The organism is Microbacterium sp. A20, from assembly GCF_004794515.1.
Classification (GTDB): Bacteria; Actinomycetota; Actinomycetes; order Actinomycetales; family Microbacteriaceae; genus Microbacterium.
In genome coordinates, this window is sequence record NZ_SSDF01000032.1 from 17,198 (window position 1) to 37,688 (window position 20,491).

Here is a 20,491-nt window from a genome sequence, read left to right on the forward strand (position 1 = left end):
CCCCATGGCACGTCCGAAGAAGCGCTTCCAGCAGCTGATCGAGGAGATCGACCGCACCCCGTGGGGGCCCGCCGAGCAGGCCCTCGTCGCGGAAGCGGTGGCCCTCGCGATCGAGATCGGCGATGAGCGGCTCGAGTACGAGGCACGGATGCGGCAGACGGCGTCGGCGAACATGGGCGGCGCGACCGATGTGATGCTGAACTCGTTCGCCTGGTGCCTCGCGCACCACGAGGCCGACCCGCAGCGATTCCCCGCCGACCTCGACAACGGCGGCGCCGACCTGATGTGGCAGTTCAAGTGGATGGCGTCATCCCTGCGCTCTTCGCCGGCGTTCTCCCAGGAGCAGATCGCCGCGGTGCTCGATGACATGGAGAAGCACTACCGCGCCGGCGGCCTCGGAGTGAGCGGTGTGCTCACCGCCCGCTTCGAGGATGCCTGGGATGCCGGACGCATGGACGAGGCGGAGGCGCTGCGCGTGCAGCTGGCGGCCACGCCGCGCGACGACCACAGCCACTGCGACGCCTGCGGCCGGAGCCAGATCGCGGGCTTCTTCGCGGACACCGACCGCGACGCGGAGGCCATCGTCCTGGTGGAGGAGATGATCGAGGGCGGCTTCTCTTGCGGGGAAGAACCCGAGCACGCCCTCTCGCGCGTGCTCCTCCCGTACCTCCGGGCCGGACGCTTCGACGAGGCGAAGACCGCGCACCTGCGCAGTTACCGCTTGGCCAAGGACAACCCCGACAACCTCCGCATCGTCGCCAACAACATCGTGTTCACGGCGCTCACCGGCAACGAGGCCCGTGCACTCGCGCTCGTCGAGAAGCACATCGCCTGGCTCGCCCATGACGGACTGAACGTCGACGCGCACTTCGCCGCCCTCGCCGCCCTCGCCGTCGCCCTTGATCGGGTCACGGCAGTGGGCCACGGCGACACCCCCGTGCGCGGAGCGGAGTCACCCGCGCTCGTCCCCTTCTTCGGAGAGCATGAGGGCCGCTGGAGCGCTGCCGAGCTCGCGGCGTCCGCCTGGTCGGCGGCGGACCGCATCGCCGCCGCGTTCGACGAGCGCGACGGGACCGATGGCCACGCACGCAGCCTGGCCCGCATGCGCGCACTCGCCGATGAGCAGTACGACGTGCCGATCCGATCGGACGCGTTCGTGGCTCCGACCCCCTCGAACACGCCCGTGGACGCCGACGGCTGGTTCGAGCGTGCCATGCAGCTCGCCCAGTTCGGAGCGGAGCACGAGACCCTCGAAGCCCTCCCCCGCGCCCTCGAGGTGGAAGACCCCTACAAGCGCGCCCAGCTGCTCTCGATGCGCATCGGGATCCTCATCGCCCTCGAACGCGCCGACGAGGCCCTGGAACTGCTTCCGCAGCGGGTCGCCGCCCTCCGCGCCGCCGGCCGCGACGAGCAGGCCGACCTGGAGGAGCGCCTCGGGCTCGCGACCTTCGGGATCGACACCCCCGAGGCGACCGCCGACCTGGAGGATGCGATCGCCGATGCCGCATCGCTGCCCGCCTGGTCGCGCGGCGACCTGGCCATCAGCCGCGCCGCGCTGCACCTGCGAGCGGGGGAAGCGGATGCCGCGCTCGACCTCGCCGAGCTCGCCGCGCGCTCGTTCGCCGAGGCCGATGACGCCCGTCTCGCCAACACCACGACGCTCATGGCGATCTCGGCCGTATTGAGAAAGGGCGACATGGAGGCGGCGACCGCATTGCTCGACCGCTTCCTCGCACAGGACGACCTCAGCACCGGGCATCGGGCGCAGGCGCTGCAGACCAGGGCGCGCGTGCGCGGCGGAAGCGACTCCTATGCGGAAGGCGCGGTCGACGCCGACGAGGTGTGCCGGTTGCTCGCCGAGCTGGGCGCGACGCGCGCCCTCGGTGAGGCCCACCTTCTCGCCGGAGCACTCTGGGAAGACGCGGATGAGCCGGAGAAGGCCGTCTCCCGCTACCGCGTCGCCGCGCGCATCGCGAGCGAGGGCGACGGCGACTCGACCGGCGTGGACTTCCGGCTCGCCCGGACCATGCTGCGCGTCGGCGACGCCGAAGAGGCAGCAGAGCTGTTCGGCGACGTGCTGCAGCGCGAGGAGGAGGCAGAGGTGGCCGCCGGCTCGCGCGCGATGACCGCCTCGATGCTGGCGCGCTCGCTGAGCGCCGCCGGTGAGTTCGGCCAAGCAGTCGGTGCTCACGGCTACGCCTCCGAGCTGTTCGGGCAGGCGGAGGAGCACGCCGACCAGGCGATGTCGATGACCGAGCAGGCCAAGATCCTCGCGCGCTTCGACGAGCACGACGACGCGATCGGCCTGCTCGAATCGGCGGCCGACATCGTACGCCGGGCCCCGGATGCCGTGGGAGCCGTGACCGAAGTGCTGCACAGCCTCGGACAGGCATACGGCGGACGCGGCGACGAGCGGGCGTTCACGCTCTTCGACGAGGTCGCCGCCCTCGCTCAGCAGCATGAGGCCGAGTGGCTGCTCGCCGACGTCACCGATTCGCGGGGTCGGGCGTTCGCCGAGCTCGGCCGGATCGACGAGGCGGTCGCGGCCGCGCTCACCGCGGCCGACGGTTTCGCCGCACTCGGAGATCTCGGCTCGGCCGGTGGGTCCGAGCTGTTCGCGGGGCGCGTCCTGGCCGGGAACGACCGCTCAGCCGACGCCGTGCCCGTCTACCGCAGCGCGATCGACCACGCCGCCGGCCACCCGCCGTTGCTCCAGGTGGCAGCCCTCGAGCTCGGCAACGTCCTCGAGTCGCTCGGGCGTCACGGCGAGGCGGCCGAGGTGCGCACTCTCGCGCAGAGCTGACGGTCAGAACAGCTGGCGCCAGTTGGCCTTGGCGAGGTCGAGGAGCTCGTCGCCGCGGCCGGACATCACCGTACGGATCGCATAGAGGGCGAAGCCCTTGACCTGCGCGGCCTCGATCGCCGGCGGCATGGACAGCTCCTGCCGCTCGGTGACGACGTCGAGCAGGGCGGGTCCGTCGTGCGCGAGCACCTCGCGCACGGCATCCGGGAGGTCTTCGCTGCGCTCCACCCGGCGCGCGAAGATGCCCATGGCTTCCGCGATCGCCGCGAAGCTCGGGTTCTCCAGCCCGGTGCCGTAGGTGACGAAGCCGGCGGCCTTCATCTCGAGCTCGACGAAGTTCAGCGAGGAGTTGTTCACCACGATCGTCTTCACCGGCAGATTGTTCTGGGTGAGGGTGAGGAGCTCGCCGAGCATCATCGCGAGTCCGCCGTCGCCGGCCAGCGCGACCACCTGACGGTCGGGGTGCGCGACCTGCGCGCCGATGCCGTGCATCAGAGCGTTGGCCATCGAGCCGTGGGTGAACGAGCCGATCAGACGGCGATCCTCGGTCATCGAGAGGTACCGAGCGGCCCACACGGTCGGCGACCCCACGTCGGCGGTGAAGATCGCGTCGTCGGCCGCGTACTCGTCCAGGAGCCGGGCCAGGTACTGGGGGTGGATGGGGCGCTTGCCCTTCGCGGGCACGGCGAGCTCGTCGAGCTTCTTCCTCGTCTTGCGGTAGTGCGCGATGGCATCCTCGAGGTGGCCGCGGTCGTCCTTCCTCGCCACCCGCGGAAGGAGCGCCTCGGAAGTCGCGCGCACGTCGCCGACCAGGCCGAGATCGAGCGGATGCCGCTTCCCGAGCTGCGCGCCGCGGATATCGACCTGGATGGTCTTGGCGTGATCCGGATAGAACTGCTCGTACGGGAAGTCACTGCCCAGCACCAGCAGGGTGTCGGCGGCTTCCATGGCCCGGAATCCCGAGGCGAAGCCCAGCAGCCCCGTCATGCCGACGTCGAAGGGGTTGTCGTACTCGATGAACTCCTTGCCGCGGAGGGCGTGCACGATGGGGGCGCCGAGCTTGTCGGCAAGGGCGATGACCTCGTCGTGTGCGCCTTCCACGCCGGCTCCGGCGAGGATCGTGACCTTCGCTGCTGCATTGAGCAGAGTGGCCGCCTTCTCGAGCTCCGCCGCGTTGGGGACCACCACGGGTCGTGCCCGCTCGATCACGACGGCTCGGTCGTCCGCGATGTCGGCGAGAGCCACGTCGCCGGGGATCACGAGCACCGCGACACCGCGTTCCTCGATCGCGGCACGCATGGCGATCTCGAGCAACCGCGGCATCTGCTTCGGGTCGGCGACGTATTCGACGTACACGCTGCACTCGCGGAACAGCTCCTGCGGATGCGTCTCCTGGAAGTACCCGGTTCCGATCTCGGTGGTCGGAATGTGCGCCGCGATCGCGAGCACGGGCACGCGCGAGCGGTTGGCGTCGTAGAGGCCGTTGATCAGGTGGAGGTTGCCCGGACCGCAGGAGCCGGCGACGACCGCGAGCTCTCCCGTGGTGGCGGCATCCGCGGCGGCGGCGAAGGCGGCGGATTCCTCGTGCCGCACATGCACCCAGCGGATCGTGCCGTCCTTGCGGAGCGCGTCCGTGAAGCCGTTCAGCGAGTCCCCGGGGATGCCGTACACACGGTCGATCCCGTTGGCGTGCAGAGTCTTGACGATGTTCTCAGCGACGTTGGCCATGCTTCGACCCTACGCCCGAGCAGCGGTGGCGGCTCGGGCGTTGACAGGCGTGACAGATGCAATCCGGAGTGCCGACATGCGGCACTGTCCTCGCTGGAGTGCGCGATCTAGCCTCGAAGCATCAGCAAGAGCCGATGCTGCTCCGCTCCACCTGGAGCCGCGGCGTGACGAAAGAATGCAGGATGAGCGACTTCGCCATCGGAGACACCGTGCAGGTCACCGGACCGACGATGACCGGCAACGTCGGAACCGTCGTCTCGATCGATGAGAAGCGCGGGAAGTACCTCGTACGAATCACGGATGTGACCCAGAACTACTTCACCGCTGACGAGCTGAGACTCTTCTCGGCTTGAGCGCGCTCAGTACTCCTGGGCCCCGTCGCGCTCCGGCTCCGGAGTGCGACGGAAAGCCCGCCCGGTCACCGAGATCGGCGCGACGCGCACGAACACGTGCTTGAGCGTGGGGATCCACGGCCGCAGACCAGCGGTTTCCGCACGCAGCACGTCGGCATCCGTCTCCAACGCGGTTGCATGGCCGCGGACGATGACACTCCACGCATCCGTGTCCGTGTGGTCGTCGACCTCGAAGACCACATCGGCGTTCACCGTCAGCTCGAAGAGCTTGCTGCCGGGCGCCGTTCGGAACAGGATTCCGTCGCCATCGATCACATAGTTCACCGGGAAGATGTCGATCGTGTCGCCCACGTGGGTGACGAGTCGTGCCAGCTCCTGGGTGCCGAGCAGTTCCCAGCTCTGGTCAGGGGACAGCGTCTCGATGGGGTCTGTCTGCGCACTCATGCCGCCATTGTGCCTCACGCGCATTCCGGTCGCACTTTCTGTCGCAAAATGCCGCTGTGACCGACAGAAAGTGCGACCGGAATGAGGTCTACTCAGCCGATGCGGATCAGCTTCTTGTTGACGAACTCGTCCGCCGCCAAGTGCCCCAGCTCACGCGCGGTGCCGCTGCGCTTGACGCCGCCGAACGGCAGCTCCGGGCTGTCGGCCAGCACGAGGTTGACGTAGACCATGCCCGCCTCGATCTTGTCGGCGACGCGCTCGGCCTGCTCGGCGTCCGTCGTGAAGACGTAGGAGCCGAGGCCGAAGGTCGTGTCGTTCGCGAGCTCGACCGCCGCGTCCTCGTCCGCCACGCGGTACACGACCGCGGCGGGGCCGAAGAGCTCTTCGCGGTACACGTTCATCTCGGGTGTCACATCGGCGAGCACGGTCGGCGCGAAGAACGCGCCGTCGCGGGTGCCGCCGGTCAGCAGCGTCGCGCCCTGCTCGACGGCCTGGTCGACCTGCTTCTGCAGGTTGACCGCCGCCGTCTCCGACGAGACCGGACCGAGGACAGTGTCGTCGAGCATCGGGTCGGTCGCCTCGACCGCCGCCATCGCCGCCGTGAATTTCTCGACGAACGCGTCGTAGAGACCGTCGACGATGATGAAGCGCTTCGCACCGTTGCACGCCTGACCGTTGTTGTCGAGGCGCGCGTCGACGCCGGCCTGCACGGTCGCATCGAGGTCGTCGGTGGAGAGCACGATGAAGGGGTCGGAGCCACCCAGCTCCAGCGCGACCTTCTTGAGGTTGCGACCGGCGATCTCGGCGACCGCGGCACCGGCACGCTCGGACCCCGTGAGCGAGACGCCCTGCACGCGCGGGTCGGCGATCATCGTCGCGATCTGCTCGTTGGTGGCGAGCACGTTCTGATAGGCGCCCTTCGGGAAACCGGCGTCGTGATAGATCTTCTCGATCGCGGTCGACGACTCCGGGCACTGCGGCGCGGGCTTGAGCAGGATCGTGTTGCCGACGATCAGGTTCGGAGCGGCGAAGCGCACGATCTGGTACGCCGGGAAGTTCCACGGCATGATGCCGACGAGCGGGCCGAGCGAGGAGCGGCGGATGATCGCCGACCCCTCCCCCAGGATCGCGATCGGCTGGTCGGCCATGATCGACTCCGCCTGGTCGGCGTAGTACTCGGCGATGTCCGCGGCGAAGTCGACCTCGCCGAGGGCGGCCTCGCGGGGCTTGCCCATCTCGCGCACGAAGATGTCGGCGAGCTCCTCGCGACGCTCGCGGTGCAGCTCGGCCGCACGGCGCACGAGGGCCGCGCGCTCGGCGACCGTCGACGAGCGCGACCACTCGCGGTGGGCCTCGTCGGCGGCAGCGACCGCCTGGTCGATCTGAGCGTCGGTGAAGGTGTCGAAGGACGCCAGCGTCTCTCCGGTGGCGGGGTTGATGACGGCGTAGTCGGTCATGTTCTCTCCTCCTCTGGCTGCTCGGTCAGGAGACCGGGATCAGCGTGTACTTGGTGGACAGGTACTCGTGGATGCCCTCGAACCCGCCCTCGCGGCCGACGCCGGACTGCTTGACGCCGCCGAAGGGGGCCGCGGCGTTGGAGACCACGCCCACGTTGAGTCCCATCATGCCCGTCTCGAGCTTGTCGATCATCCGCTGGCCGCGCTGCAGGTTCTCGGTGAACACGTACGACACGAGTCCGTACTCGGTGTCGTTCGCGAGGTGCACGGCCTCGTCCTCGGTCTCGAAGGTCGCGATCGCCAGCACCGGGCCGAAGATCTCCTCGCGGAGGATGGCACTGCCCGCGACCACGTCGGTGAGCACGGTGGGCTCGTAGAACGTGCCGGTGCCCTCCACGGCCTTGCCGCCGGCGAGCAGCGTCGCACCACGGTCCACGGCGTCACCGACGAGCTCGCCCGCCTTGGCGACGGCATCCGCGTCGATGAGCGGTCCGATCGCGACGCCCTCTTCGGTGCCGCGGCCGATCTTCATCCCGTTGACCCGCTCGGTGACCCGCTTGGCGAACTCACCCGCGACGTCCTTGTGCACGATGAAGCGGTTGGCCGCGGTGCACGCCTGGCCGATGTTGCGGAACTTCGCGGCGAGTGCACCCTCCACGGCCTTGTCCAGGTCGGCGTCGTCGAACACCACGAACGGCGCGTTGCCGCCGAGCTCCATCGACACGCGCAGCACGCCCTCGGCCGCCTGCGCGATGAGCTTGCGTCCGACCTCGGTCGATCCGGTGAAGGAGAGCTTGCGCAGACGCGGGTCGGCGATGATCGGGGCGGACAGCGCGCTGGACTTCGACGTCTGCACGACGTTGACGACACCGGCAGGGAGCCCTGCCTTCTCGAGCAGCGAGACGAAGAAGATCGTCGTCAACGGGGTCAGTGCCGGGGGCTTGATGACGACCGTGCAACCCGCCGCGAGTGCCGGGGCGATCTTGCGGGTGGCCATCGCGAAGGGGAAGTTCCACGGCGTCACGAAGAACGACGGGCCCACCGGACGCTGCGACACGACCATGTGGCCGGTGCCCTCGGGGTTGATGCCGTAGCGGCCGCTGATGCGCACGGCCTCCTCGCTGAACCAGCGCAGGAACTCGCCGCCGTAGACGACCTCGCCGCGGGCTTCCGCGAGCGGCTTGCCCATCTCGAGCGTCATGAGCAGCGCCAGATCCTCCTTGTGCTCCTGCACGAGGTCGAACGCCTTGCGGAGGATCTCGCTGCGGACGCGCGGCGCGGTGGCCGCCCACTCGTCCTGAGCGGCGACCGCGGCGTCGAGGGCACGGATGCCGTCGGCCGGTGTCGCGTCGGCGATGGTCCGGATCACGGAACCGGTCGCCGGGTCCTGCACGTCGAAGGTGCCGCCGGTCTCGCCGTCGATCCACTGGCCGCCGATGAAGAGGCCGGTGGGGATGCTGTCGAGGAGCGCCTGTTCGGTTTGAGTGCTCATGATTCTCTTTCTGTGAGGAGGGCTATGCGCGCTTGCGTCGGCTGGGCGGTGCGTCGATGCCCAGCGTCTGGCCGCGGAAGAAGGCGGGCCGACGGACCGCGTTCCAGATCATGACCGCGATGCCGACGACGATGATCAGCATCCCGAGGATGAAGACGATGCCGACCCCGCCGATCTGCGATCCGGAGCCGTATTCCGGGTCCATCGAGTCGATCAGGGTCGTGAAGAACAGCACCGCGAGGATCGCGCCGCCGACGAGCGGGAAGAGGAATGTGAAGAAGAAGTTCCGCGTCGAGTCGAACCACTGCTTGCGGAAATACCAGACGCACGCGAACGCGGTGATCCCGTAGTAGAAGCAGATCATCATGCCGAGGGTGAGGATGGTGTCCCACAGCGTGTCCTCGCTGACCACGCGCATCACGGCGTAGAACGCGGAGGCCACGATCGCCGAGACGATGGTCGCGTACCCGGGGGTGAAGAAGCGGGGGCTGACCCTCGCGAACGCCTTCGGCAGGGCGCCGTAGTGCCCCATCGCCAGCAGGGTCCGCGCGGGACCCACGAACGTGGACTGCAGCGACGACGCCGAGCTGGTCAACACCGCCAGCGACACCAGGAAGGCCAGCGGTCCGAGGATCGGTCCGGAGAGGTGGAAGAAAACGTTCTCCTGGATGTCTTCGTTGCCGAGCCCCAGCGCCCCGGTGCCGACGCCGGCGAACATGATCATCGCGACCGCGAGCAGCAGGTACAGCGAGACGATCGTCAGCACCGTCACGGTGGCCGCGCGGCCCGGCGTCTTCTCAGGGTCCTTGGTCTCCTCGTTCATGGTGAGCGTGACGTCCCAGCCCCAGAAGATGAAGATCGAGAGCGAGAGACCGGCGGCGACCGCGCTGAAGGAGGAGATCGCGAACGGGTTGAACCAGTTCAGGTCGAACGGCTGGTAGTCGAAGCCGTTGCCGTTCACCGCCTGCACGATGGCAGCGACGGCGAAGAACACCAGCACGAGGATCTGGAAGCTGACGAGCCAGTACTGCAGCTTCTGCGTCGTCTGCATGTCGCGATATGAGATCCACGTCGCCCCGAGCATGAACAGCAGGCAGACGCCGATGTTGATCCAGGTGACACCGGCGAGGTCGCCGATCTCCGGATTTCCGGTGATCTGCGACAGCAGAAGGAAGAGGAAGTCGACCGCGACGCCGGCGAGGTTCGACAGCACCAGGATCGTCGCGACGACCAGACCCCAGCCGGCCATCCAGCCGACCCACGGGCCGAACGCGCGGGCCGCCCAGGTGAAGGACGTGCCGGAGTCCGGCATCCGGTTGTTGAGCTCGCGGTAGCCGAAGGCGACGAGGAGCATCGGGATGAAGCCGACGAGGATGATCGCCGGGATCTGGGCTCCGACCTCGGATGCCGTGGGGCCGACGGCGGCGGTGAAGGTGTAGGCGGGGGCGATGCACGAGATGCCGATCACGACCGCGCCGATCAGGCCGACCGTTCCGGCGCTCAGACCTTTGGTGGAGATGCCGGTCGTGACACCGGATTCGGGCTCCGTCGCCCGGTTCGTGCTGCTCATCAGCGGTCTCCTGCTTCGTTGCGGGTACGCGGGACGACGATCATGGGAACGGGCAGCTCGTGCAGCATCTTCGCCGCCGTGGAGCCCAGGAACAGACGGCGCGGTTGCGCCAGCCTGCTGGAGCCGACCAGGACGACCTCGCCCGGAAGCCAGGAGAGGTGGGCGACGGCGTCTTCGACGGAGTCGCCCGGTGCCTGTTCGACCGCGGCGGAACGGCCGTCGGGCAGCAGTTCCGACGCGACCGCGAGCACCTCCTGGCCGTGCGTGTCACCGACCGTGCGGATCGCTCCGGTGTCGAGTCCCGGGGGCACGTCGAAGGGCACGAGGGACACGAGCCGCAGGTCGACGCCGCTGTCCGCCGCGAGCGCCACGGCCTCGTCGAGGAGGGCATCGGCACCCGGCCGGGACCCGACGGCGACCGTGACGCGCGGCAGGATGTGATCGTCCTGCTGGGCGACGCCGACGGGTGCGAGCGCGACGGGGATCGTCGACGAGTGCAGCAGCTCGGAGGCGACGCTGCCGAGCCGGTGACGGCCGAAGATGCCCCCGCCCGCGGCGCCGATGACGATCACCCGCGCGCCGAATTCCTCACCGGCGGCGATCAGCCCCTCGGCGAACGACTCGGCGAAGCGCACGTGACCGCTGCGGGTGAGCTCCTGAGGGAGCCGGACCACAGCGTCCGCGAGCCACTTCCTCGCCTGCGATCTGAGGTGCTCCTCATACGCGCGCTCGGGCGGAACGGCCGCACTGCGCGTGCCCTCGTTCGGCAGCACGATCACGAGGTGCAGGGTCGCACCGAGGCTGCGGGCGAGCCGGGCGCCGAGCGCCGCGGCATCCGCTCCCGCATCCGTCGCCGTGTATCCGACGACGACAGAGCCGGTCATCAGCTGCCGCTCTCAGCGGAGCCCGTGTCACGGCTCGCGTCGACGATGTTCGATGCCACGAGGTGACCCATGCGGATCGCCCCGTCGACGTGCTGGTATCCGGCGCCGGCCATGTCGCTGCAGGCGAAGTGGATCGGCCCGACCGCGGTGCGGAGGTCGGCGCCGTAGCGGTGCAGACCGCCCATGTCGAAGCTCGCGGCGTACGCGCCCCGCGTCCACTCCTCGCTGCCCCAGTCGCTCTCGTAGTAGACGACGGGGTTCTTGGCCTCGGGGCCGTAGTAGTGCGAGAGCGACTCGAGGATGCGCTCCTTGCGCTCCTCGGCCGAGAGCTCGAACACGCCGTCGGCGTTGGCATCGGAGACGAAGCCGACGAGGGTGCCGCGCTCGTCGCCGTGGTTGGTGTTGTCATAGGCCTCGTGCGAGAGCTCGTACGGGCTGAAGGCGGTGCCGCTGAGGCCCTGCTCGCGCCAGAACGGCCGGTCGTACACGGCGTGCACCTTGATGACGAACCCCATCGACAGGTGCTGGTGCAACTGGTGCTGTCGGCGCGGCAGCGGCGGGTCGAAAGCGATGCGGCTGTAGAGCACCGGCGCGTGCGCGAGGATCGCGTGGCGGGCGCGCACCGTGTGCTCGTCGGTGGTGGCCACCACAGCCTGGGTCCCTGAGCCCGTCGAAGGGTCCGACCATTCCAGGCTGCGCACGGGCTGGTTCAGCAGCACGTCGTCGCCGAGGCGCTCCGCGAGCCGCAGCGGAACCTGCTGCAGTCCGCCGACCACGCGCTTGTCGAGGATGAAGTCCGCGTCGACGAGGTTCGAGTACGACCCGGCGGATGCCGCCATCAGCAGCGACTGCAGCAGCGAGAAGGAGTGCGTGGGCTTGGTGAGCATCGCCGACCCCGTGGCGAAGGCCAGGTTGCGCACGGCCTCGTCGTCGTCGGTCTGCGAGCGCAGCCAGGCGTCCCAGGTGATCGTGTCCCAGTCTTCGGCGTTGGGGTGGGCCCAGGGACGGTCCGGGTCGATCTCGGCGACCAGCGCGTCGAGGATCTCGGTGATCCTGGCGATCTCGGCCTCGGTCTCCGGCGACACCGGGAACATCTCGCCGGTGAAGCGGTGTGCCTGTCCGTCGGGGCCGACGTAGACGCTGTCGCCTTCGCGGTAGCGGCTGTACGTCTCGAGCCCCAGCTCCTCGATCGTGTCCTTGAGCGCGTCCTGGTCGGGCGAGACCCACTGGCCGCCGATCTCGAGCATGGCGCCCTCGATGACGTCGGTCCACAGGCGCCCGCCGACGCGGTCGCGGGCCTCCAGCACGGCGACCGACAGGCCGGCCTTGCGGAGGTCGTTCGCCGCCGTGAGCCCTGCGGCTCCGGCACCGACGATCAGTACGTCGCGAGTGATCTCAGCCATCTGCAACTCCTTCGTTGGGGGAAGTAGTGCCGGTCGCGACCCGAAATCCCCCGATCGGGGTCGCGACCGGACAGGGGGGTCAGGCCGCGGCGAGCGCCGCGGCGACGATGTCGAGTCCCTCGTTCAGCAGATCGTCGCCGATCGAGAGCGGGGGGAGGAAGCGGATGACGTTCCCGTAGGTTCCGCAGGTGAGGACGACGACGCCCTGGGCGATGCACGCCTTCGCGACGGCGGCCGTGAGGGCGGCATCCGGAGCCTTGGTCTCGGGATCGACGAACTCGGCGGCGATCATCGCACCGTGTCCGCGGACGTCGCCGACGCGCGGGTCGTTCTGCTGGATCGCGGTGAGACGCTCCGTGAGGATCACGCCGATCTCCCGGGCGCGCTCGATCACGCCGTCGTTCTCGAACACGTCGATGGACGCGAGGGCGGCGGCGCAGGCGATCGGGTTGCCGCCGTAGGTGCCGCCGAGGCCGCCGGAGTGCGAGGCGTCCATGATCTCGGAGCGACCGGTGACCGCCGCGAGCGGGAGGCCGCCGGCGATGCCCTTTGCCGTGGTGATCAGGTCGGGCTCGATGCCGAAGATCTCGCTCGCGAACATGTGCCCGGTGCGGGCGAAGCCGGTCTGCACCTCGTCGGCGATGAAGACGACCCCGTTCGCGCGGCACCAGTCGACGATCGCCGGCAGGAAGCCGTCGGCCGGGACGATGAAGCCGCCCTCGCCCTGGATCGGCTCGATGATGACCGCGGCGAGGTTGTCTGCGCCGATCTGCTTCTCGAGCTGGAGGATGACGCGGGCGGCAGCCTCACGGCCGTCGAGCCCGTCGCGGAACGGGTACGACATCGGAGCGCGGTACACCTCGGGGGCGAACGGGCCGAAACCGCTCTTGTACGGCATCGACTTGGCGGTGAGCGCCATGGTCAGGTTCGTGCGGCCGTGGTAGCCGTGGTCGAAGGCGACGACCGCCTGACGGCCGGTGTGCTTGCGGGCGATCTTGATCGCGTTCTCGACGGCCTCTGCTCCCGAGTTGAACAGGGCGCTCTTCTTCGCGAAGTCACCGGGGGTGACGCGGTTGAGGGCCTCGGCGACGCCGACGTACGACTCGTAGGGCGAGATCATGAAGCAGGTGTGGGTGAACTGCGCGGCCTGCGCCGCCACGGCTGCGGCGACCTTCGGGTGCGCGTTGCCGACCGTGGTCACCGCGATGCCGGAGCCGAGGTCGATGAGCGAGTTGCCGTCGGCGTCGACGATCACTCCGCCGCCGGCGGCCACGGCCGCGATCGGCACGGTGTGGCCCACACCGGCTGCGACGGCATCGGCCTTGCGTGCGAGGATCTCGGCCGAGCGAGGGCCGGGAAGGTCCGTGACCAGGCGACGCTCCTGCGGGAGGTCGGGTCCACCGAGAGGGACTGCGGGTGCTGCGGTGTCGAGGAGTGCCATGTTCGCGAGCGTACGGCCGCGACCGAGACCCTCGCACTCGCCGACTTGTACAATCTAAGCAGGCTCTTCGCCACACTGTACATCCGGGAGATCGGTCATGGCCGTCACTGAACATCCGACCCTGCGGGCGCTGCTTCACCGTCGCGATCTCGGGCTCGTGCTCGTGCCGCTCGAGGACGACCTGCCGGAAGGCGCGCTCGACCGCCCGCTGCGCTGGGTGCACAGCTCGGATCTCGCCGATCCGACCCCGTTCCTCTCCGAGGACCTGGCGCTGCTGACCACCGGCACCCAGTTCGACGACGCCGTCGACATCGACACGTATGTCGCCCGCCTCGCCGATCGCGGCATCCTCGGACTCGGCTTCGGCACCGAGGTGCACCGCTCCGGCATTCCGGAGGAGCTCGTCGTCGCTTGCGCGGAGAGAGGGATCCCCCTGTTCTCGGTGCCGTATCGCACCCCGTTCATCGCTGTCGCCCGCGCACACGCCGAGGCGATCGCCGCCCAGGCGTACTCGCGCCGGTCGTGGGCACTGGACGCCCAGCGCGCACTCGCACTCGCGGCGCTGCGCCCGAGCGGACTCGAAGCGACCATCGCAGAGCTCGGACGACGATTGGGGGTCTGGGCGGGCATGTTCGACGCGGCGGGAGCGGTGATCGCCTCGCATCCTCGCGACCGATTGGATGCCGCGGTCCGCGACGCACTGGGCGAGCGTGTGATGGACATCCTCACCCGCGGTCTCGAGGCAGGGCAGTCCCTCACTCTCGGGGAGAGCACCTTCATGCTGTTCACCGTGGGGCGCGGGGGCCACCTGCGCGGGGTGCTCGCCCTGGCGGTCGACGCGCTCGACCCCGAGGCACGCTCGGTGGTCACCTCGGTGATCGCGATGGCCGGACTCGCGATGGAGCAGAGCGAGCAGCTCGCCAGGAGCCGGCGGCGGCTGCACGCCCAGCTGCTCGGGTCGCTGCTCACCGACGACCCCACCCTGGCGCGGAGGGTGCTGGGCGGTCTGCCTCCTGCCCCGATCGTCGTGGCCGTCACCGCGGATGCCCCCGCCGGCCCGCTTTCCGACTGGTGGGAGCGGCACCGCGCCGAACACGGCACCCCGGTCTTCCTCGCCGAGTCCGCGGACGGCGTGACGATGTGCATCTCCGCCGGCGAGGATGCCCTGCTCGACGAGGTCGCCACCCGTTTCGGCATCCGCATCGGCGTCTCCGACCCCGACGCCTACGACTCGTTCGCCCGTGCGCATGCACAGGCTCTCACGGCGCTCCGCCAGCAGGGGACGCACGGGGTGGCGCGGTACTCCGAGACGGTGGGCTCCCACATCCTCACCGCGCTCGCCACCGATGAGGCTCGTCTCGTCGCGGAGTCCCGGCTCGCGCCGCTGCGCGAGCATGACGTCCGCACCGGCGCCGAGCTGGAGCGTTCACTGCGCACCTGGCTGGAACACGATGCCCGGGCCGAAGCCGCAGCCGCCACCCTCGGCGTGCATCGGCACACCCTGCGCTCCCGCATCGCGCAGGCGAGCGGCCTGCTCGACATCGATCTGTCGACGTTCCCCGCTCGCGCCGAGCTGTGGACGCTCCTGCAGACCGCCCGGGATTGACACCTGCACCGGCCCGCGCGGGCGATCAGCGAGGGGCGGGCGCCCTCCCCGCCCCTCGCTGCCGGACAGCCCCCACAGCCACCCGTTCCATCCCCGGACGACTCCCACAGCCGTCCACATCCCCAGGACGGCTCCCCCGCCGTCCGCGACCCCGGACAGCCATCCGCGCGGCTCCCACAGCCACCCGTACGGCCCCGCGACCACTCGGACGGCTCCCCCTGGCCGACCGCGCAGTCCCCATCACCGGTCGAACGCCCCCATATCCGTTCGCGCCGCCCTTCATCCCGATCGTGCGCAGCCCAGCGGATTCGCTGTGGATCACACTGCTCACGGTCTCGCCCCTTCGTCGGGCGTCGATCGCCCTCTGCCACCCTCGCTCAGGAGGAAGACGGCCGTAGGGCCCTTCGTCCCTCGACCGTCAGCCGTCGTCATGGATCCGCGAGAGCTCGAAGACCGCCGCCTGGGTCCGGTGGGTGAATCCGAGCTTCCCGAGCATCGACGTGACGTAGTTCTTGATCGTCTTCTCGGCGAGACCCAGACGGTCCGCGATCTGTCGGTTCGTCAGCGCATCGGCGATGAGCGCGAGGATCTGCCGTTCGCGCAGGCTCAGGGACGCGAATCGCGGATCGGCCGAATCAGTCGATCCGGGAGTGACCTGCCCGGTCGCTCGACGCACCGCCGCCGGGTCGAGCAACCGGCGGCCCGCAGCGACAGCGCGCACCGCATCCGGCAAGTCCGCCGCACGGACGGTCTTGAGGAGATGACCGTCGGCGCCGGCCATAACGGCCGCGATCACCGCGTCATCGTCGTCATAGGCCGTGAGGATCAGGCACCGCATCGCAGGGTGCCTCTGTCGGATCGCTCGGCACAGGTCGATCCCACTGCCGTCGGGGAGGTGCACATCGAGCACCACGACGTCAGGAAGCGTGGCCGCGATCCGTCGCGTCGCCTCCCGGCAGGCTCCCGCCTCCCCGACGACCTCGAGGTCCGGGGTCGCCTGGATCACACCGGCGACGCCCCTTCGCACCATCTCATGATCATCGACAAGGAACACTGCCGTCATCGCCCACTCGCTCCTGTTCCTGCCGGCCGCTCGTCCGGGGTCGCCCGTCGGCGCCCCTGGCACCCTAACGGCCCTGTCGTCGCATAAGTGGGGACCATGGTCCCCGCCGATCGGGTACGCGGGTCGCCGGTCGCGTACGCGGTCGGCGACGCGTCTGCCATATACCGGCTGAGCGTTGCAGACCGGTCGGTCTCCGGGGAAGGTGGAGGGATGCAGGACAGATGCCGACACAAACGCATATCACGCCCCGCCATCAGCAGGACGACGGGAACGATGCTCCCGTGACACGCGCCACCCGGCTCCTCGCCACTCGCCGCCAGCTTCGCGGCCTTCACGACTCCACGCCGGATGCATCCGGCCCCGAACCCGATGCCGACAGGACTCTCAACCGGATCGTCCGCGCGGCCGCTGATCTCATCGAAGCGCGCGACGGAGCTCTCATCGTGATCGATGCGGCCGGAGCCGTCGAGCGTTTCGTCCATGTGGGCGTGGACAAGGGAAGCGCGCAGACGATCGCCGACCTGCCGGAACCGGGCAGTCTGGTCAACGCCGTGCTCGACAGCGGCCGTACCATCCGACTGAACAAGTTGAGCGATGATCCTCGGTCCCCGGGCTTTCCCGTGCATCATCCGCCCCGGGAGGGTTTCCTCGGGGTCCCGATCCGGTCGCAGGGCGAGGTGTGCGGCGTCCTCGTGCTGACGAACCGCCGCACAGGGGTCTTCACACTCGAGGATGAAGAGCTCATCGGATCCCTGGCGGCGACGGCCGGCCTCACGATCCGCAATGCGCGCGAGCACGAGGAAGCCCGCCGTCAACGGCGGCTGAGTCGGGCGCTGTCCGATCTCCGCGCCGCCCTGCTGACCCCGGAGCGCGAAGACATCCTGGACGTCATCGCCGAATGCGTCACCCACGTCGTGTCCTGCGACCTCGTCACGGTCGTCGTCCATGCGGACGCCGACCACCTCCGCATCGACGCGGCTCATGGGCCGCTGTCCGCTGCCTTCGAGCACGGAGTGCTCCCTGCGGAGACGTCGATCGCCGCGAGCGCGATCGCGAGCGGGAACATGTCGAGCGGACGCCTCACCGACGAAGCCACGCACACGAACCTCGCCGGAAACCAGGATGCCGCGGGGCCGACCGTGGCCGTCCCGCTCGTCGCTGCCGGTCATGCGATCGGAGCCCTGTGCGTCACTCGTGGGGCATCGGGTGGCAGCTTCTCTCCGAGCGAGATCGATGCCATCTCCGAGTTCGTCGTCCAGGCGGGTGTGGCGACCTCGCTCGCCTGGGCCCGGGAGGATCGGCAGCAGCTCGACATCATCGAAGAGCGGAACCGCATCGCCCGCGATCTGCACGACAACGTGATCCAACGGTTGTTCGCGACGGGAATGAGCCTGCAGGCGTTCGCCGCCACCCAGCCGGGCCACGCGGAGGAGCTCGAGCAGCACGTCACAGAGATCGACGCCGCCATCACCGACATCCGGTCGGGGATCTTCTCGCTCCGTACGCGCCACGGGAAACGCAAGGACCGCCCGGTGCGCAAGCGGGTGCTCGACGTGATCACGGAGCTGACTCCCGCGCTGCCGTCGGCACCCACGATCACGTTCGTCGGTCCGGTCGACCCGGTCGTCACCGGGAAACTCGCCGACGACGTGATCGCCGTCGTCCGCGAAGCCCTCGCCAACGTCGCCCACCATGCGCGGGCTCGCAACAGCGCGGTCATCCTCACCGTCTCGGAGAACGAGGTGGTCGTCGCGGTGCAGGACGACGGCAAGGGGGTCGCCGCATCGCCCGGCGACCCCGGCGGCACGGAGAACCTCGCCGAGCGCGCTGCGCTGCACGGAGGCACGTTCACGCTGGATCAGCAGACGGAGCGGGGAACCGTGGCGCGTTGGAGGGTGCCCCGCCCTCCGGCCCCCGGTGGACCGGCGAGCACGGAGGCACGTCGCCGCGAGGATCGCGCTCGGCACGATCCGCCCGGGACTGCGTCGGCATGAGCACGGCTGAGGCCGGATGCCCGGTTCAGACGGTGCACGAGGGTCGGCAGTACGACTGGACGTAGGCCAGGAAGTCGGTCATGAACCCCGATATGCCCTCGGCGACCACGGCCGGGTCGGTGCTCCTGATCGCGGGCGCCCAGTTGGCGGAGAACGCCGGCGAGACGGCGAGGAATTGCTGGGCGACGGGTGCCATCGCGTCCGCTTCCGACTGAGCGGAGACGGTGATGCCGAGCTCGGCGATCAGCTCGGGGTACGCATCGGCCAGGGTCCCGCGCCCCGTCATGATCAGCATCAGCAGATCCAGATCGGTCGAGGAGGCGAGGCGCGGATCGAGAGTGGCACCGAGCGCCGCGGCGTGCACGCCGGAGCTCGTCGCGGCAGTGACCTCCGATGCGGCGTGACCCGTCGCAGCAGAGGCCGACGATACGCCCGTGAGCGACAGGGTGAGCGCCACGACGGCGGATGCGAGGCAGGTGGTCTTCTGGCGAACGAGCATGGGGATTCCTCCGGATGTGGGTGATCCGGTGAAAGTACCACAGGAGTGAAATGTAAAACAGTACTATCCCCTGCTCCTGCCCCGTGCTCGCGGCCCTCCGCTCAGCGGTCGCGCGAGCGCGACGCGTCACGTACCCCCTCTCGATCGCGACCGGCCAGGAGCACACGACACCGACTGACATCGTCCTCGCTCTGCGAGACCAGCGCCTCGATCCCCTCGAAGTGCAGCGTGGGGCGCAGATGGGCGACGAGCGTCACCGCCAGCGTCCGACCGTACAGATCGAGGTCCACATCGTGCAGGTGCACCTCGACCCGCCTCCCCCGGTCGCCCGCGAAAGTCGGATTCGTCCCGACACTGACGCTCGCCGGCCATACCTCGGGGCCATCGTCGATACGCGTCCATGCCGCGTAGATCCCATCGGCGGGCAGGTCGTCGAGGTCGATCGCCAGGTTCGCCGTCGGAAAGCCGAGCTCGCGCCCCCGACCATCGCCGGGCACGACCACGCCGACGATGGTCGTGAGCGGCGGAGCGCTCACGCGCTCTCGGATCCTGCGATGGACCGATAGCGGCTCTGGTGGAAGACGAGGGGCTCGACATCGTCGAAGAGCGTGACGTCGCCGATCTCGTACAGGGCGATCTCGTGATCCCCGCCGTCGAACATGCTGTGCAGGCGGCAGGTAAGCCAGAGCGCCGCATCCGCGATCAGCACGGCTCCCCCGTCGGTGCGCTGCCACTCATGTCCGCCGAACCGGTCACCCTCACGCGCCGAGAGCGAGCGGCTGAGCGGCTCGTGGTGCGCGGCCAGCACACTCATGCCGAGCTCGGGCACCTCACGGAGCACCGGCCAGGTCTTCGACGTCCGGGCGGCACTGATCGCGACGAGCGCGGGTTCGAGCGAGATCGAGGTGAAGGAGTTGACCGCCATTCCGACGGCGCGGTCGTCGACGTGCGCGGCGAGAGCCACGACACCGGTCGGGTACACCGAGAAGGCCCGGCGGAGGGAGAGGTCTCGCGGCAGAGCGTCGGTCACGGCAGTCATCATTCTGGCTTCCTTCCATAGTCAACTTTGACTAGTTTGAATAATAGCCAAGTTTGATCCTGCAAACAACAGGAATGCGCGAGAGCTGCCGTTAGCATGAGGGACATGTCGACCACCCGCCTCGTCGTCCTCGGCGCTGTGAAGCAGTTCCAGCCCGTGCACGGATACTTTCTCCGTCGCGAGCTGATGACCTGGCACGTCGATGAATGGGCTCACATCCAGCCCGGGTCGATCTACAACGCCCTGCGCGCCCTGGAGGTCGACGGCTACATCGCCGAGAGCGGAACCGAGAGCGAGGGCAAACGCCCCGCACGCACGACCTACCGCATCACTCCGGCGGGCGAGGTGGAGCTGCAACGGATGCTGCGCGAGAACCTCTGGAACGTCGCGGCCTTCGACACGCAGGCGATCATGACCGTGGCCTCGTTCATGTTCGTGCTGAGCCGCCAGGAGGTGATCGCCGGCCTGGAGCACCGCCTCATCAAGAGCGACGCGATCATCACGCAGAACGGCTTCGACGTGCAGGACACCCTGCGTTCCGAGACGACCCCGAAGTACGTGCGGGAGATCTTCGACCTCTCCACCGCCCGCCTCACGGCCGAGAAGCAATGGCTGCTCGACCTGCTGGAGCGACTCCGCGCCGGCGAGTACACATTCGCGGGCGAGGCCGCCGAGGGTGCAGCACCGACCGACGCCGCGTCTTCGAAGTAGCCAC

The 20,491-nt window shown here is 69.2% G+C and carries 17 protein-coding genes; 5 read left to right on the forward strand and 12 right to left on the reverse strand.

The features are described 5' to 3' along the window. The first annotated feature begins 4 nt into the window (after window positions 1–4). Window positions 5–2,803, forward strand: a complete 2,799-nt coding sequence (locus tag DW298_RS01380; RefSeq protein ID WP_136040696.1) for a hypothetical protein — start codon at window positions 5–7, stop codon at window positions 2,801–2,803. Between the two features lie 3 nt (window positions 2,804–2,806). Here DW298_RS01380 and poxB read toward each other — a convergent pair whose 3' ends face one another. Further along, window positions 2,807–4,531, reverse strand: a complete 1,725-nt coding sequence (gene poxB, locus DW298_RS01385) for a ubiquinone-dependent pyruvate dehydrogenase (RefSeq protein ID WP_136040697.1) — start codon at window positions 4,529–4,531, stop codon at window positions 2,807–2,809. Between the two features lie 182 nt (window positions 4,532–4,713). Here poxB and DW298_RS19180 point away from each other — a divergent pair, with 182 nt between their 5' ends. Continuing rightward, on the forward strand, window positions 4,714–4,884 hold the full coding sequence (locus DW298_RS19180; RefSeq protein WP_168429495.1) for a hypothetical protein: 171 nt from the start codon (window positions 4,714–4,716) through the stop codon (window positions 4,882–4,884). Between the two features lie 6 nt (window positions 4,885–4,890). Here DW298_RS19180 and DW298_RS01390 read toward each other — a convergent pair whose 3' ends face one another. The 7 genes from DW298_RS01390 to gabT all read right to left on the reverse strand — a co-directional run bounded on the left by DW298_RS01390 (window position 4,891) and on the right by gabT (window position 13,575). Beyond that, the gene (locus DW298_RS01390; RefSeq protein ID WP_136040698.1) at window positions 4,891–5,328 is read right to left on the reverse strand and encodes a pyridoxamine 5'-phosphate oxidase family protein; all 438 of its coding nucleotides are present in this window, start codon (window positions 5,326–5,328) and stop codon (window positions 4,891–4,893) included. 92 nt (window positions 5,329–5,420) lie between these two features. Further along, window positions 5,421–6,785, reverse strand: a complete 1,365-nt coding sequence (locus DW298_RS01395; protein WP_136040699.1) for an NAD-dependent succinate-semialdehyde dehydrogenase — start codon at window positions 6,783–6,785, stop codon at window positions 5,421–5,423. Window positions 6,786–6,810: 25 nt separating this feature from the next. Continuing rightward, entirely contained in the window at window positions 6,811–8,277 is a 1,467-nt protein-coding gene (locus DW298_RS01400) for an NAD-dependent succinate-semialdehyde dehydrogenase (RefSeq protein ID WP_136040700.1), read from the reverse strand. Window positions 8,278–8,299: 22 nt separating this feature from the next. Beyond that, window positions 8,300–9,847 (reverse strand): APC family permease, encoded by a 1,548-nt coding sequence (locus DW298_RS01405; RefSeq protein WP_136040701.1) that lies wholly within the window; start codon window positions 9,845–9,847, stop codon window positions 8,300–8,302. Continuing rightward, a complete protein-coding gene (locus DW298_RS01410; RefSeq protein WP_136040702.1) occupies window positions 9,847–10,731 on the reverse strand; it encodes a universal stress protein in 885 nt (294 codons plus the stop codon). Before DW298_RS01410 ends, DW298_RS01405 begins: the two co-directional genes overlap by 1 nt. After that, window positions 10,731–12,134, reverse strand: a complete 1,404-nt coding sequence (locus tag DW298_RS01415) for an NAD(P)/FAD-dependent oxidoreductase (protein WP_136040703.1) — start codon at window positions 12,132–12,134, stop codon at window positions 10,731–10,733. The genes DW298_RS01410 and DW298_RS01415 overlap by 1 nt, the downstream gene beginning before the upstream one ends. Before the next feature lie 79 nt (window positions 12,135–12,213). Next, window positions 12,214–13,575, reverse strand: coding sequence for a 4-aminobutyrate--2-oxoglutarate transaminase (gene gabT / locus DW298_RS01420; protein ID WP_136040705.1), 1,362 nt, complete (start codon window positions 13,573–13,575; stop codon window positions 12,214–12,216). 97 nt (window positions 13,576–13,672) lie between these two features. Here gabT and DW298_RS01425 point away from each other — a divergent pair, with 97 nt between their 5' ends. Beyond that, a complete protein-coding gene (locus tag DW298_RS01425) occupies window positions 13,673–15,181 on the forward strand; it encodes a PucR family transcriptional regulator (RefSeq protein WP_136040707.1) in 1,509 nt (502 codons plus the stop codon). Between the two features lie 418 nt (window positions 15,182–15,599). Here the strand turns inward: DW298_RS01425 and DW298_RS01430 are convergent, their stop codons facing one another. After that, entirely contained in the window at window positions 15,600–16,244 is a 645-nt protein-coding gene (locus DW298_RS01430; RefSeq protein WP_136040708.1) for a response regulator transcription factor, read from the reverse strand. A 281-nt stretch (window positions 16,245–16,525) separates the two neighbouring features. Between DW298_RS01430 and DW298_RS01435 the strand changes: the two genes are divergently transcribed. Then, on the forward strand, window positions 16,526–18,238 hold the full coding sequence (locus DW298_RS01435) for a GAF domain-containing protein (protein ID WP_168429456.1): 1,713 nt from the start codon (window positions 16,526–16,528) through the stop codon (window positions 18,236–18,238). A gap of 25 nt (window positions 18,239–18,263) precedes the next feature. Here the strand turns inward: DW298_RS01435 and DW298_RS01440 are convergent, their stop codons facing one another. The 3 genes from DW298_RS01440 to DW298_RS01450 all read right to left on the reverse strand — a co-directional run bounded on the left by DW298_RS01440 (window position 18,264) and on the right by DW298_RS01450 (window position 19,779). Further along, window positions 18,264–18,737: a hypothetical protein gene (locus DW298_RS01440; protein WP_136040710.1), complete on the reverse strand. Its 474-nt coding sequence runs from the start codon at window positions 18,735–18,737 to the stop codon at window positions 18,264–18,266. A 101-nt stretch (window positions 18,738–18,838) separates the two neighbouring features. Next, complete coding sequence (locus DW298_RS01445) at window positions 18,839–19,273, reverse strand: riboflavin kinase (RefSeq protein ID WP_136040712.1); 435 nt, start codon at window positions 19,271–19,273, stop codon at window positions 18,839–18,841. Continuing rightward, window positions 19,270–19,779, reverse strand: coding sequence for a flavin reductase family protein (locus tag DW298_RS01450; RefSeq protein WP_136040713.1), 510 nt, complete (start codon window positions 19,777–19,779; stop codon window positions 19,270–19,272). Before DW298_RS01450 ends, DW298_RS01445 begins: the two co-directional genes overlap by 4 nt. A 102-nt stretch (window positions 19,780–19,881) precedes the next feature. Here DW298_RS01450 and DW298_RS01455 point away from each other — a divergent pair, with 102 nt between their 5' ends. Then, window positions 19,882–20,487, forward strand: a complete 606-nt coding sequence (locus DW298_RS01455; protein ID WP_136040715.1) for a PadR family transcriptional regulator — start codon at window positions 19,882–19,884, stop codon at window positions 20,485–20,487. Window positions 20,488–20,491 lie beyond the last annotated feature (4 nt).